6 protein-coding genes are annotated in these 16,426 nt (G+C 47.1%); 3 read left to right on the plus strand and 3 right to left on the minus strand.

The window, feature by feature from the left end; all coding sequences use genetic code 11:
• Positions 1-70 precede the first annotated feature (70 nt).
• Positions 71-2,440, plus strand: coding sequence for a penicillin-binding protein 1C (gene pbpC / locus G8O23_RS02160; protein WP_166361294.1), 2,370 nt, complete (start codon positions 71-73; stop codon positions 2,438-2,440).
• Between the two features lie 55 nt (positions 2,441-2,495).
• A complete protein-coding gene (locus tag G8O23_RS02165) occupies positions 2,496-3,950 on the plus strand; it encodes a GAF domain-containing sensor histidine kinase (RefSeq protein WP_166361296.1) in 1,455 nt (484 codons plus the stop codon).
• A gap of 195 nt (positions 3,951-4,145) precedes the next feature.
• Here the strand turns inward: G8O23_RS02165 and G8O23_RS02170 are convergent, their stop codons facing one another.
• The 3 genes from G8O23_RS02170 to G8O23_RS02180 all read right to left on the minus strand — a co-directional run bounded on the left by G8O23_RS02170 (position 4,146) and on the right by G8O23_RS02180 (position 10,537).
• Positions 4,146-7,448, minus strand: coding sequence for a WD40/YVTN/BNR-like repeat-containing protein (locus tag G8O23_RS02170; protein WP_166361298.1), 3,303 nt, complete (start codon positions 7,446-7,448; stop codon positions 4,146-4,148).
• A 108-nt stretch (positions 7,449-7,556) separates the two neighbouring features.
• The gene (locus G8O23_RS02175) at positions 7,557-9,959 is read right to left on the minus strand and encodes a TonB-dependent receptor (RefSeq protein ID WP_166361300.1); all 2,403 of its coding nucleotides are present in this window, start codon (positions 9,957-9,959) and stop codon (positions 7,557-7,559) included.
• Positions 9,960-9,967: 8 nt separating this feature from the next.
• Positions 9,968-10,537 carry a PepSY-associated TM helix domain-containing protein gene (locus tag G8O23_RS02180; protein WP_166361302.1) on the minus strand — a complete coding sequence of 190 codons (570 nt, stop codon included), beginning with the start codon at positions 10,535-10,537 and terminating at the stop codon, positions 9,968-9,970.
• Between the two features lie 197 nt (positions 10,538-10,734).
• On the opposite strand from G8O23_RS02180, the gene G8O23_RS02185 reads away from it, so the two are divergent.
• The gene (locus G8O23_RS02185) at positions 10,735-16,275 is read left to right on the plus strand and encodes an Ig-like domain-containing alpha-2-macroglobulin family protein (RefSeq protein ID WP_166361304.1); all 5,541 of its coding nucleotides are present in this window, start codon (positions 10,735-10,737) and stop codon (positions 16,273-16,275) included.
• The last annotated feature ends 151 nt before the right edge of the window (positions 16,276-16,426 follow it).

Raw genomic sequence — 16,426 nt, forward strand, 5'->3', positions numbered from 1 at the left:
TTGAGCCCATGATAATAATTGTAACACCATTAGCTAGTATCTTTATGGCAAAATAGATCAAAAGCCTGTTATGAACGCTCGCATATTAATAATTGTTGATACTATAAAAGGCCACAAGAGCACAGCGTGGGCAATTCTACTTGGCATTATCATCATCGCCCTATTTCTATGCATCAGCAAACCAAGCATCAACAACCCAACCAGCACGGTTTTACTGGGGAGAGATGGCTCGCTGCTGGCGGCATCAATTGCAGCTGACCAACAGTACCGTTTTCCCCACAACGACTCTGTCCCCGAAAAATTTGCAAAATGCATTATTGAGTTTGAGGATCGATATTTCTACCACCATCCGGGAATAAACCCGGTGTCAATAATGCGTGCTGCTTACAACAACATCAAGGCAAAGCGAGTAGTGCAGGGAGGTAGCACCATAACCCAGCAGGCAGTTAGGCTGTACCGTGGCAACAGGCAACGAACAATTTGGGAAAAGATTGTTGAAGCAATTCTATCGCTACGTCTAGAGGTGGGCACTAGCAAAAGCAACATCCTGTCCATGTACACCTCCAATGCCCCCTTTGGGGGCAATGTGGTAGGGCTCGATGCTGCCGCCTGGCGATACTTTGGCAGGTCGGCCAGCGAGCTAAGCTGGGCCGAATCGGCTGCTCTGGCCGTGCTCCCCAACGCACCTGCTTTGGTGCACCCAGGGCGCAACCCCGACGTGCTTATTGCAAAGAGGAACCTACTGCTCAATAAGCTGTACCGCAAAGGAACCATCGACAGCTTAACGTACAGGCTATCGATGCTTGAGCCACCCCCAAGCGAGCCGATGCCCCTACCCCAATCCACACCACATTTGCTATCCAGAACCATAAGGGATGGTTTTCAAGGGCAATCAATAAGCACAACCATCGACCCTAGGCTACAGGAAAGGGTAGTTGAAATAGTAAATCACCATCATGAACAGTTGGCAGCCAACCAGATTCACAATGCGGCCGTGCTAATAATCGATATCGACACCAACAGCCCTGTGGCATACGTAGGCAATGTATCGAGCAGCGTATCGGGGAGCTATGTAGATATAATTACTTCGTCGCGGAGTACTGGGAGCATACTTAAACCTTTTCTTTACGCCGCCATGCTGAATGATGGGATGATACTACCACGAACGCTTATTGCAGATATCCCCACTCAAATTGGGGGCTACTCACCAAAAAACTTCAATCCAGGCTACGATGGGGCGGTTCCCGCATCGCGAGCTATTGCCCGCTCACTTAATGTTCCAGCAGTTCGGATGCTTCAGCAGTATGGAGTGGAGCGCTTTCAGCATATTCTTCAAAAGTTGGGGCTCACCACGCTATACCGTTCGCCTAGCGAGTATGGGCTTTCGCTAATACTTGGCGGCGCTGAAGCTTCGCTTTGGGATTTGGCTGGGGTATACGCCGGTATGGCAAGAGACTTGAAGAACTATAGACCCTACCAAAGCAGGTATAGTACCAGCACCTATACTGCACCGCAATATCAAATCAACAGAGAAAACCCAACAACGCCCTTAACCGAACATAGCGTGCTAAGCGCCTCGTCGATATTCTTCGCCTTTGAGGCGATGAAAGAGGTTGCCCGCCCCGATGAGCAAGCAGGTTGGCAATACTTCTCGTCGTCGCGATCGGTGGCATGGAAAACTGGAACCAGCTACGGACACAGAGATGCTTGGGCCATTGGGCTTAACCCCAAGTATGTTGTTGCCGTGTGGGTTGGCAATGCTACAGGCGAGGGGAGGCCAAATCTTACAGGTGTTTCGGCAGCAGCTCCGCTAATGTTCGATGTGTTTGGACTTTTACCATCGACGAGATGGTTTGAGCAGCCCATTGATGATATGGTCCAAGTACCCATATGTCGCCACAGCGGCCACCGGGCATCGAGCATCTGTTCGCCTGTCGATACACTTTGGATCCCCACCAAGGGACTGGAAACCAACGCTTGCCCTTACCATAGGTTGGTGCATCTAAATCAACAGAAAACACATAGAGTAACCGACAGGTGCGTAAGCGTTAGCAATATGGCGATAGAATCGTGGTTTGTACTTCCGCCTGCCATGGAGTGGTACTACAAGGGCAAGAATTCGTTTTACAAGCCTATTCCTCCCTATCTGGCTGGATGTGAACCCGAAGAGCAGCAATCCCCCATGGCGCTCCTATACCCCCGAATTGAAAGGGCTAAAATTTTTATCCCCCGAGATTTTGATGGCCAACCAACACAAATAGTTTTTGAGGTTGCCCACAGCCGACCCCATGCCACCATACACTGGCACTTAAACGATGAGTACTTGGGTTCAACCCAAGAATTTCATAAAATGGCACACAGCCCATCCGAAGGATACTACATCCTAACCCTGGTTGACGAAACAGGCAATACCCATAGCGTTAGCTTTAGCATTGAATAAGGGGTTATTCATAAAATGTTAGTTAGTATTGGAAATAACCCTAAAATGCATTATCTTGAGGAGTAATAAATTAGGTGGATTTATGGACAAGTCGAGTATTCCCAAAAGCGTTCGCGAGCTCAACATCCTTATCAAAATCAATCAGGATATTATTAGCACCTTAGTGTTCGAAGATGTTCTTCAGGCAATAAGCAATGGGATGTCGGAGTTGCTAAATATTGAAACGGCAGCAGTGTATACACTCCACAATGAGCATGAACTACTGCTAGGCGCCACCACACCCCCATTACCCCCGGGAGTCCCCCTTGAGGTGAGACTGGCATCCATTGACGATCATCCTCATATAAAAAGGGCTATACAAGATCGAAAATACATTGTAGTTGACGACACTAAAACAGCTAAGCTTTCGGCATCGGAACAAAGCATTGTCGAACTCCGCAACTTACGAAGCATGCTATTCCTCCCCTTTGTACTTAAGGGCGATGTACTTGGAGTGCTAATTCTGGGCACCTGCAATGAGGCTAGGGAATACAGCCAGCACGAAGTAAACCTAGGTCAAACCATTGCCAACCATCTTGCCGTAGCAATTCAGAACGCCAAGCTACACCAAGACATAAAGGACCACAGAGATAACCTGGAGAAGTTGGTACACGAAAAGACCCAAGACCTGAAGACGGCCATTGAAGAGCTGCAAGCCGCTAACGATGAGCTTTACGACAAAAATGAAATTATAATCGATCAGAACTCCGAACTAAAAGATACGCTTCAGCACCTTAAGGAAACACAGGCGCAACTGTTGCAATCGGAAAAAATGGCCTCGCTGGGTACCCTAACAGCTGGAGTAGCACACGAAATTAATAACCCTTTAAACTTTATTATGGGGGCATATGCTAGGCTCGAAAAATACTTTAGAAACAAGCCCGACCCAGACTTTAAAGAGTCTGACATTCTTCTGGAAAGCATTAAAGAGGGAGTTGAAAGGATATCGAATATTGTTAGAAGCTTGAACCAATTTAGCAGAAGTAGCAGCGCTATGGACGAAGAGTGCTGCATCAACTCCATTCTCGACAACTGCCTCACCATTCTTAACAACAAGATTCCTAGCAACATATCAATTGAAAAGCGGTTTAACCTCAACAATTTCAAAGTAAGAGGCAACGCAGCAAATCTCCACCATGCCCTACTAAATATCCTTACAAATTCCATTCAAGCAATTGATGACGAAGGGATAATTAGCATAACCACCACAAAGGATACAATGGGGAGCATTGCTTCTGTGGTAATTCAAGATACTGGGCGAGGCATAAAAAATGAGGACATAGAAAAGGTAATGGAACCATTCTTCACCACAAAAGATCCAGGTATGGGCACTGGGCTTGGTCTTTCAATTGCCTATAGCATCATTAAAGAGCATAAGGGTAGCATTGCTTTAACCTCGGATGAAGGCGAGGGTACTCATGTTCATATTAAGCTGCCCCTAATACTGCAAACCCAACAGATAAAGAATTAAGCAACAATCCCAAAGCAATACCTAGCATCCTATAGCTCTACTATCGTTTTTAGCTATAGACACGACCAAAAGATCATTTTCAGAGATATGCAAGCAGAACTCTTTTACAATTCACTCGGCACTTAAACTTAATTCCAACAAAAATCCCTTGAACCTAAGTCCAAGGGATCCTCGCCAAACCATTAACTATATACTTTATATCCACACAGGTATACGACCAGGTGTATATGGAGCACCCTTCGCATCCATCATCTTACGAGCTTCAACAATCTTCTCCTCAGCAATTACCCTTATGCGCTGAAGAACAGGCGGAAACTCATCCTTTAATATATCGAACTGCATACGAGAGGTTCCGGTAATATCGGAAGTGCTGTTGAGTTGAGTATAGATAATGTCACGTAACCTCTGGTTCATTGGAACAGCGGCAGGAGGTAACTCCTCGCGGCTAGCACGTGGCGAATGTCCACTGAAAATGTGCTCAATTTCATTCAGTTCCTTCTCAATTTCGGCTAGGAATGGCATTAGATTACCATGAGATGCTGGCAGGGTAAGCGCAGTTTGCCTCATGGCAGTAACCTCCGATTGTAAATCGCCAACAAGGCGCTCGGCGCCAACCATTGCCTTCGACAGCTTGGAAACCTCACGCTGGAACGCAACCATCTCCTCACGATTTTTTGCGGGAAGAGTTGTGTTGTTTAACGGTTTAACATTGAATTTGGCTGGTTGGGCCAGTTGCTTCACCTCGCCGTTGTGAACCATAGCAACCTCAACGGAGTACTCACCGGGCATAACGTAAACACTTCCTCTACTCCGGGCCAGTGGGTTAAACTTATTGGGTTTCTGTGGCCACGTGTTATCGTACGATAAGTCCCAATTAAACCGCTGAATTCCTTTTGATGGCTTCTGTGTAAACGTTCTTACCACATCGCCCTCAAAATCGCGAATTGTAACCAAGAGGTAAGGTGGAACTTCCCTCTTTTCGGCCTCCAACTCATCCAGGCTAGGTTGTGGGATGGGTTTCCCTTCCTTGAAAAGAACTTTCTCCATTTCGTGACGAATGGCCTTCTTCATCTTTGGCACATCCTTTATGAAAAGGGTAAATGTGGCTCCAAACTCTGGATTAGGTGCTGTGTAGAAGGTCGAACCCTGCCCATACTTCTTTGATGTTTGTATGTATAACAATGCATCTTTTATATCGAACAGGTGGCTATCGGCACTGGGCAAATCGGCGGTTAGTTCACGCAGCGGTGCATAGTTATCGAGCACGTAAAATCCACGACCAAACGTTCCCAACACTAAGTCGCTCTCGCGTTGCTGAATAGCCAAATCGTAAACTGCAATTGAGGGCAGCCCAGCCTTAAGCTGCACCCAGCTCTCGCCACCATTTATTGAGAAAAATGCACCAAACTCGGTACCAACAAACAGCAAGTTCTCCTTAATAAAATCTTGCTCAATGGTATGCACCGAGCCATTGTCGGGAAGATTGGCTGAAATGGACTTCCAGGTTTTTCCCTTGTCGGCACTCTTAAGCACGTAGGGTTTAAAATCGTCGCGTTTAAGGTTACGGAACGTGGCAAAAACCACATTCTCGTCGAATCTCGATGCAAACACATCGCTAACATAGGTGTAATCGGGCACACCCGGAAACGACGAAACCTTCCGCCAGGTTTTCCCTGCGTCCTCAGTAATTTGGATAACGCCATCGTCGGTTCCCACATAAATTAAATCTTCCTTAACCGGCGACTCGTCGAGCGACACGATGGTACCAAAAAGCGATGTGGAAACATCCTTCATCACTGCATCAACGCTCCAATACTTGCCCATAACAGGCCAGGTGTTGCGGTCGATTTGTGCTGTGAGGTCGTTGGAAATAACCTGCCAAGTGTTGCCCCTATCGTCGCTACGGAAAACCTTATTGGCTGCAAAGTACAAACGAGTTGGCGAATGTGGACTAATAATTAATGGGGAGTCCCAGTTCCAACGGTAAGTATCTTCTCCTTTCCGAGGTTGTGGCTTAATGCGGATTCGCTCTCCGCTCTTCTTGTCGTACCTAACCACGTTACCGTACTGCGACTCGGAGTATACAATGTCGGGGTTATTGGGCTCCACACGTGCCCAAAAGCCATCGCCACCCACAGTAATAAACCACTCTTCGCTAGTAACACCTCCGCTCGATGTGTTTTGCGATGGGCCGCCCTGCGTATTGTTATCCTGAGTACCACCATATATGTTGTAAAATGGCTCAGCATCGTCGGTTGTAACTCGGTAAAACTGGGTTACTGGTAAGTTTGGAATAAATCTCCAGTCGCCTTCATCAATATTATGGGTTATGTATATTCCACCATCGCCACCAATCATAACGTGCTTATTGTCGTTAGGGTCAATCCAAAGCGCATGATCATCAACGTGACGCTCCTTATGGCTAACTCTCGACCAAGTTTTACCACCATCGGTTGTAACATGCGAGTATGTTTCAACTGAGTATACCTTATCGAAATCAACAGGATCACAAAAAATCTCGTTGTAGTACTGACCGCTGGACACATGGCTGCTCATTTTAACCCATGACTCGCCCCTGTTAGTAGAGCGGAAAAAACCACCAGCATCGTTGGCTGCCTCAATTATTGCGTATAGCACGTCGGGGTTCTGGGGCGATATGGCGATACCCATTCCGCCCATATGCTCCTTTGGTAATCCATCGGTAAGCTTACGCCAGGTTTTACCTGCATCCACCGATTTGTAAAGAGCAGTCTCAGGGCCTCCGCCAATCTTGGTAAAATGATGCCTGCGGCGCTGCTCCGATGAGGCGTAAAGGATATCGGGGTTACGAGGGTCGCAAATGATATTGTTGATACCTGTATTCTCGCTAATATTAAGAATCTTCTCCCAATTCTCGCCACCATCGGTGGTTTTGTATAAGCCACGGTCTCCACCAGGGCCCCAAGCAGAACCCTCAGCAGCCACGTAAACCACGTTGGAGTTGCGGGGGTCTATTAGGATCATACCAATTTGACGGCTATCTTTTAGCCCCATATTCTTCCATGATTTTCCGCCATTTACCGTTTTGTAAACGCCATTTCCATAGCCCAAAGCGCGCTGGTGATTATTCTCGCCAGTACCAGCCCACACCACGTTACTATTGTTCGGATCCATTGCCAAACAGCCAATGGAATAAGCTCCATAGTTTTCAAATACGGGCTTAAAGGTAACACCCTTGTTGGTAGTTTTCCATATATGGCCACTGGCCACTGCCACATAAAACTCGGAATGGTTATTAGGATTTACCGCAAAGTCGCCTATTCGGCCCGAGGTAAAGGCTGGCCCTATGCCTCTAAACTTTAATCCAGAAACCAGACTGCTGTTTATTAGCGTGTCTTTAGTTTCTGCCTTCGATTTTTTTTCGGTTCGCTTTTTGGCCTCCGCCACGTTGGCCGAAAACATAAGCAGAACAAGCATGAATGAAATGTATGCCCTTAAACAATTTTTTGATTTCTTCATAATGAAGGGATTAGGGTTAATAATTGGCATTGTTTTTATTGAAATTAGACAATTCTGATACAATAACTTAAGCTATGTTATGATTAGCTAAAAATCAACAAAAAAGAATTAGAACGATACCCGCACAGCACCCACTAAGTTAATACCAGCCGCTACCAATCCCGAGCTGTATGGGCGATATCGCCTGTCGGTAATATTCTCTAGTTCGACATTAAACGATATTGATTTGCTTAGCCTATAGTGCGCACCAAGGTTAAGCGTGTACCATGCTGGTGAGTATGGATTTCCGTTTTGATCCTGAGCATAAATGTAGGGTTTGCCACGCTCCTCGTCTGCCAAGTTTTTGTAGGCAACCTCACCGCTATAGTGGGCGTAAAGTGATACCCTAAACTTTTTGTAGCGATAGCTTAATCGCGAAACGCCAAACCAAGGGGCAGCATGCCTTAGCGGACTAGTGGTGCCATCGTCTAGTTCCTCGGTTCCCTTCTGGTAGCTGAATCGCGATGTGAGCATGAAACCACGGGGTAACATAAGTTCAAAATCGGTCTGAAAGCCCCAAACCTTTGCAAAAGCAGCATTTTGAATTGCTTGCACCTGACTAAGCACGCCATCGTACACAATGCTATCTTGCCCATTTAAAGTGGCATTGCGCCTAACCATAGCGTTACTGAGCAGGGTGTAAAAGGTGAGCAAATCAACCTCAAAAATATCGTTGAACTTACGGGTTAGCCCAACCTCGGCGTTGTATGCATACTCGGCTTTAAGGTTGTGATTGGGAACGACCACTGCCCCAGGCTCCGAGTCGAAAATTTTCCCAATATCATCAACATTGGGTGCTCGAAAGCCCGTTGATAGTACCCCCTTAAATCGCCAATTTTCAGTAGGATTACACGTTAATCCCAGCGAACCTGTTGCGGCTCCATTCTTCACCTTTGCCTTATCGAATGGGAGTGGATAGAAAGCGTCATCAAACTGAGCATCGATATAAAAATGGGAATACCTAATTCCAGCATCCAGATCGAGTGTTTCTGTGAGCTTATGCTGATAGGTTAGGTATGTAGCTAATGACAACCATTGAGCATACGGATAGCGTGAAGGTCCTTGGGACTCAGCACCAGTATTAATATCCCTGTCAACCCCCGATGAATTCACAAGATTGCCTATGGCCTCGGCACCATAAAATAGTTTTTGGTTTGCGTTAATAATCTTTTTGAAATCGGCATTTAAGGATAGGGCATTCACCTTCTCCTTGCGGCTGGTTAGGGTAGTCGCATTAAAATCCCTATCGTTACGGCTCTCCTGAAAATATTGATGTGCCAGTTGAAGCGTAAGCTGATCGTAAACCGCAGAACTGGCTATGCTCCTTACTCTAAAATTATTCATACTCCAGATCTGTGGCCCATAGTACCACTGGGCACTTCGTGGGGATCCGTTTCGATAGTGAATTAGCCTATCGTACCTGTCGTAGTTCGATGTTGCTGAGTAGTGAAAACCATAATCGAAGCTCCAACGTGCACTGGATTTAAACGACACCTTCTGCATAACGTTGGTCTGTGAGTATCCCGTTGTGAGCTGAACTTCGGGATTGGGGTTTGGCAAAACCATATCCACATTACCCTGTCGAACGACATACTCGGGGCGCAGGTACTCGTTGGGGCCAAACGAACCCATACGCAAATCATTAAAATTAGTGTAGGAAAAGCTAGTTACAAAAGCCCACTTTTCCCAGCCATAGTTAATATCTACATGACCTGTTTTCTCACCATTTGCTGTTGAGTAACGTGCCGATGCAGTGCCACCAAAGTCCATACTATCGGTACTTGAGTGCTTAGGCGCAAGGGTGTAAAAACTCATCACCCCGCCAATGGCATCGCTTCCGTAGATAACCGAGCCGGGGCCAAAAAGGACTTCGGCCCTATCGACAGCAAACGGATCGATGGAGATAACATTTTGCAGGTTGCCGCCACGAAAAATGGCGTTATTCATCCTCACCCCATCAACAGCAATAAGCAGGCGATTGGTGGCAAAGCCACGAATCATTGGGCTACCGCCACCCTGTTGGCTTTTTTGCACAAACACATCGCCCGAAATGGCAAGCAAGTCGGCTGCTGTTTGGGGATTGTAAAAATCAATTTGGGACTTAGCTATTGGGGTAATCTTTAGCGGAATTTCTCTAGCAATTTGGCTCCACTTTGAGGCCGAAACTACCACCTGATCGATAGAAAAAAATGATGTTGGCATTGGAACTAGGAAATCTAATCCCTCAAGCTCATCGTAGCTATAGTACTGCGTGGTGTAACCAATAATCCTAATTTCGATAAGTGTTGCTCCCCGAAGAGCAGAAATGCTAGCCTGCCCGCCAGAATTGGTTGTAACCAAAAATCGCGGATTATCGCTGGTTATGGTTACCATACCTAGAGGTTTGGCCGTTTCTTTATCGACCACTGTAAGAGTTTGTGCAGTGGCACTTGAGATTATTAGCACGAGAAAAAATGCAAAAACAGTACGCATTACAAAAACTATTTGTTACGTCGCATACGCTTTGGCCCCCACCATAGCCAAAAGCCTGTAATAGTAAAAAGCAATAAGGCCAAACCCATAACAAGGGTATAAATCAACTTGAACATTCCATTGGGAATACCTAAGTAGTGATCCACTAGCGACCCATCATGAATCATCTCGATAAAATCGGATCTGCGGCGTTCAACATGAAGCAATTTACCTGTGGCTCCATCAATTTGAACGCCCCAAAATCCTTGGGCAGAAGTAAACTTAACCGTACCCTTCTCGGCACGAATATCTATTCGATCAATTTCGACGGGGCAATCCAACGCTATAGAATCTCGAAAAACCATATAAGCCCTATCATAAAGGCTATCTATAGGTAACCAATCTTGCAAATTTGATGATGTGCCTTGGTATGTTTTATCCTGAATGAGCTCGCCACTATGCTTTTTTAAACCAAGTAAAACTCCTGTAGCTGCCATGATAAAGAAGAGAACAAACAGGGCAGATGCAGTTACCCGATGTAATTTTCGGAAAACACGAATTACAGATGCCTGTTTCGATCGTTTGGATTGGTTTCCCATAAGAACTAATTAGATGAGACAACAGGAGTATAATATTGAAAACTATATACAAAAGACTTTGAAAACCCAATAGAGTTTAACTCTAGGTTGTATTAACTTGGGTTTAAATTTAGTGTATATGCCCAAAATATCTTCAATTATCAATACCTTTATTGCTCCAAATCAAAGATTTTACAGAACCCTAAAACCGATAGAGTATGAAGCTCAAAATCACCCTAATTGCCATTGCAATCTCCTTTCTTTTTGGCTGTTCGCATAGAGAGAAGCCAAGTGACTCCACAACCGATTTTAGCAGCTATATTGCTGCTCACAGCGCGGGAACCATCTCGAAAAAGCAAGCCGTAAAGCTCAGCTTTTCCACAAACATAGTGGAAACCGAGCAGATTGGAACAGAGGCCGATTCCCGAATCCTTCGGTTTAAACCATCGGTCAAAGGGACATCTGTATGGGTTGATGAGCGCACCATAGAGTTCAGACCCACCGACAGCTTTAAGGGTGATACGGAGTATCAGGTATCCGTTGCGCTTAATAGAGTTTTCGAGAACACTCCTAAGGACGTTAGCACATACACCTTTACCTTGAGAACCATTAAGCAGGCGCTGGAGCTAAGGATTAACGGGTTAGAGTTTTATGGCGATGCATCGCGAAGCGACAGACGCATAAGCGGCACGCTGCTTACTGCTGATTTTGCAGATGCAAAAAGCATTGCCGAGACCATTAAGGCCAACCAAAAAGGCAAGAAGCTCGAGGTTACATGGATCTCTTCTGCCGATGGCCGAACCCATAATTTTTGGGTTGAGAGCGTTGAACAAACCAATGATACAGAGAAGGTATACATTGAGCTAACTGGTGTTCCCATTGATGTGCATGAGTTGGGGTTCGAGACCGTTGAAGTACCACCCAAAGGGGTGTTCAGGGTGCTATCGCACAACGTAGTACAATCGCCTGAGCAGTACATTGAAATACGTTTCTCGGAACCTATCGATCCATCGCAAAACTTGCAAGGACTTATAAATGCAAACGGGATTGCCGAATCGAGGGTAATAACCGATGGCAACTTGGTAAGGGTTTATCCCGCCACGCGGGCATCAGGAACCTTCAACTTCGAAATATCACCCGGTATTCGCAATATCGATGGGCAAAGGCTTAATCAGCATACATCCATCACAGTACCCCTACAAACCATAAAGCCTCAGCTGAAGCTCACGGGGCAAGGAGTAATCCTCCCTTCGGCTGGAGGGCTTGTGTTTCCTTTCCAAGCCGTAAATCTAAGAGCCGTGGATGTGAGCATCTTTAGGGTTTACGAACAAAATGTGGCGCAGTTCCTACAGGCTAGCAACCTCGATGGTTCAAGTGAGTTGACTAGGGTTGGCAGGTTATTACTTAAGAAAACAGTGATGCTCGACCAAACAGGCCAATCCGATTTCAGCAAATGGAATACCTACAACATCGACCTATCGGAACTAGTAAAAACTGAGCCCGGAGCCATATATCGAGTTACGCTCAGCATGAGGCGCGAGCACTCCACCTTCATCTGTCAGGGCGACGACTCGGATATGCCAATCACTATGATTGACGAGCAGTACGACTCCAGCGACGATATCCCCCGAACATATTACTACTACGACGATATTGACTATGACCTTTACGACTGGCGCGAGCGCGAAAACCCCTGCCACACATCGTACTACCAACGCAAGTCGGTGCACCGTAATGTGCTTGCCTCCGACTTGGGGATGATAGCAAAAGCAGGCACCGATGGGTCATGGCTAGTTGCCGTCACCAATTTAAACACTGCACAGCCCATTAGCGGAGTAAATATCGACCTGCTAAACTTCCAGCAGCAAGTAATTGCCACATCGAGCACCGACAACAATGGCTTTGCCACATTTAACCTTACCGAGCAGCAGGTACCATTCCTGGCCATTGCCAGAAGTGGAGGGCAGCGAGGCTACCTTAAACTCGACCAAGGCTCTAACCTATCGCTTAGCGCTTTCGATGTTTCGGGAGCAGCAATACAAAAAGGGCTCAAGGGGTTTATCTACGGCGAGCGAGGCGTTTGGCGACCGGGCGATACCCTTTTCGTATCTTTTATCCTCGAGGATAAGGGCAAAACCCTACCCCAGAACCACCCTGTAACTTTCCAACTCACCAACTCTCGCGGTCAGCTTGCATTTCAAAGCGTAGCCACCGCATCAACTGGAGGAATGTATTCCTTCCCCGTTCCCACCAGCAGCGATGCTCCAACCGGGAACTACACTGCACGGGTACAGGTGGGAGGCGTTACCTTTAACCAAGTATTTAAGGTGGAGTCCATAATGCCCAACAGGCTTAAAATTAACATCAACTTCGACAATCAGTCGTTATACTACGGCAAAGTTAACCAAGCTAAAGTTAGCTCGGCATGGCTTCACGGAGCCCCTGCCCGTAACCTAAGGGTACAGGTTGACGCCACGCTATCGCAGGCCAGCACCTCCTTCGATGGATTTAAAGGTTTTTCTTTCGACGATCCAGCCCGGTCTTTCTATGCCGAGGAGCAAACCATTTTCGAGGGAAGGCTCGATGAGCTGGGAGAAGCTAACTTCTCCCCAAACATCAGCGTTAGGTCATCGGCACCGGGTAAGCTAAATGCTCACTTCACCGCCCGTGTTTTCGAAGAGGGTGGTGCCTTCAGCATCGACAGGTTCACTATGCCATATTACCCCTATCGTAATTTTGTGGGCGTAAAAATGCCCGATAGCCAGAACCGAAGAAATACCTACATGACCGATACCACCCAACGGGTAGAGGTTGTAATGGTTACCTCAGAGGGTAAACCCGTGCCAAACAAGATGGTAAATATTGAGGTTTACAAAATTGACTGGCGCTGGTGGTGGGAACGCAGCAACGAAAACCTATCGCACTACATATCAAACTCATACCATAGGCCACTACAACGCGTCACTGTTAAAACCGATGCCAACGGTAAGGCTAGCTACAACCTTAGGATTAATCACCCTGAATGGGGCCGCTTCCTAATTCGTGCTGTCGATAACGAAGGTGGACATGCTGCGGGAACCATTGCTTACTTCGACTGGCCGGGGTGGGTTTCGCGCGACAGGAAAGCAACCCCCGAGGGTGCATCGATGCTAGTTTTTGCAACCGACAAGGAAAAGTACAACGTAGGCGAAAAGGCCACCCTTACCATTCCTAGTTCAGCAGGAGGAAAAATATTCCTTACCATTGAGAATGGAGTAAAGGTATTGCAATCGGTATGGATTGATGCTACGGCTGGCGAAACGCAGTATACCTTCACCACTTCGGCCAGTATGGCACCCAATGTGTTTATTAGCGCTATGCTAGTGCAGCCCCATGGACAAACGGCTAATGACCTACCCATTCGGATGTACGGTATTGCCCCCATTTCGGTTGAAAATCCGCAAACACACCTTACGCCAGTAATATCAATGCCCGATGTAATTGAACCCGAGCAAAAGGTAACTATTACTGTTACAGAAAAAAATGGAAACCCCATGGCATTTACGCTTGCTGTGGTCGATGACGGATTGCTTGATCTAACACGATTCCGAACACCTAACCCTTGGGAAAGATTCTACGCGCGCGAAGCGTTGGGTGTCCGCACCTGGGATCTTTACGATCTGGTGGTAGGGGCATCGGCAGGGCGAATGCAACGCCTCATATCCATTGGCGGTGACGACGAGCTTAGCTCCGGGGGAGACAAAACGGCCAACAGGTTTAAACCTGTTGTAAGATATTTCGGCCCATACGAGGTGGGCAAAGGGAAACGCGAGCGGATTAGCTTCACCATGCCCAACTACGTGGGTTCGGTTAGGGTTATGGCCGTGGCAGCCAAGGATGGAGCCTATGGCTCGGCCGAGAAAACCGTGCCAGTTCGTAAGCCCCTCATGGTGCTAGCCACACTACCCAGGGTACTTGGCCCCGAAGAGGAGGTGGTGCTTCCAGTTACAGTTTTTGCTATGGAGCAATCCGTTAAGCAGGTTAAGGTAAAGGTTGAATCGAACGACCTCCTAACTTTAGATGGCCAAAATCAGCAAACTATAACCTTTAGCGACATTGGCGATCAGGTGGTTCGCTTCAAGATGCGTGCAGCCTCAAGGCTAGGAGTGGCAAAAGTAAAGGTTACCGCAGAGAGTGGCAAGCAGCGTGCAACGCATGAAATTGAGCTCGATATTCGTAACCCCAACCCACCCATGACTCACATTCAGGATACCGTGCTAAACGCCAATCAGATTTGGAATGTGCAGTACAGCGCATTTGGTATGAAGGGAACTAACACGGCTTTAGTAGAACTGAGCACCCTGCCGCCAATCAACCTAGGCGATAGACTTAAATATTTACTTGGATATCCGCATGGCTGCCTTGAGCAAACTGTATCCAAGGCTTTCCCCCAGCTATTTATTAGCAAGCTAGCCGATGTAGACGATAACGTTAAGCGAAGTGCCGAGGAGAATGTTCGCCATGCGTTAGATAAAATGCGTAGCTTCCGCACCGCCGATGGTGGGCTATCGCTATGGCCAGGTGGCTCCTACGCCGATGAGTGGGGCACAGCCTACGCCGGGCACTTTATCCTCGAAGCCCAAAGGCTTGGATACTCCATACCAAGCGGAATCCTCGATGGGTTAAAACACAGCACACGCCGTGTTGCACAGAATTGGTCGCCAGCAAATAGAGACAGGTATCGCAATAACGAGCTGATGCAAGCCTACAGGCTTTACGTGCTGGCACTGGCCAAAGCCCCCGAAATGGGAGCAATGAACCGCCTTCGCGAATCGACCAACCTTTCGGTATCGGCCAAATGGAGATTAGCTGCAGCATACAGCCTTGCAGGTAATCCCGAAGCGGCAAAATCGCTAATCCACAATGTTCCAACAACCGTTGAGAGCTACCGCGAGCAGTACTACACCTATGGATCCGACATTAGGGATAGGGCTATGATTGTTGAAACCCTTATCCTACTAAATGATTTCGATAAGGCCATGCCGTTGCTACAGCAGCTCTCGGAGAGGCTCAGCTCAACCATGTGGATGAGCACACAGGAACTGTCGTTTAGCCTTTTGGCATTCTCAAAATTTGCTGAAGCAAATAAAACCTCACAGGGAGTTGATGCCAATATAACCATACATGGCAAGGGGGGTAAAAGGCACAGCACAAATATGTCGATACTTCAGCATTCGTTTGAGCCCGTTCAGCAGGGCACGGCAAAAGTTGAGGTAAAGAACAACGGTGAGGGTATACTCTACGCCAGGCTAATTACCCACGGCATACCAGTGGGTGGCAAAGAGATGACTCAAAGTAATAACGTGCAGGTTGATATTAACTACCATTTAATGAATGGGCAAAAAATCGACCCACAGGCTTTAACCCAAGGCACCGACTTTTATGCTGATATTAGGGTGTATAACCCGGGCACAAAGGGCAACCTGGAGCAACTTATCCTATCGTACGTTGTGGCATCGGGTTGGGAAATCCGTACCAGCCGGCTCGACGAAGGACAGGCTGCACGCCCTTCCTCCCCATTCGAATATCAGGATATTCGCGACGATAGAGTTTACACCTACTTTAGCTTATCACAAGGGCAGGCAAAGAATTTTAGAATTTTGCTAAATGCAGCCTACCAAGGCAAGTACTACATGCCCGGCATTTCGTGCGAGGCTATGTACGATAACTCGATAAACGCAAGACAAAAGGGGAACTGGGTTGAGGTGGTGTTGCCGTAGGTCTGCTGTTTTATGAAAATAATGCCCCCGCTACCGCGCGTGGCTCCACGTGCGGTAGCCAAGCAAAGAAATTGCTTATGCATGCATAGTAGCAAAAAGGGCTATTTTGACTAGGTGCTTTTGGCTGTAGTAAAAGCCATACAAAGTCTTG

Origin of the sequence: Perlabentimonas gracilis, assembly GCF_011174675.1 — a bacterium.
GTDB classification, from domain to species: Bacteria; Bacteroidota; Bacteroidia; order Bacteroidales; family Tenuifilaceae; genus Perlabentimonas; species Perlabentimonas gracilis.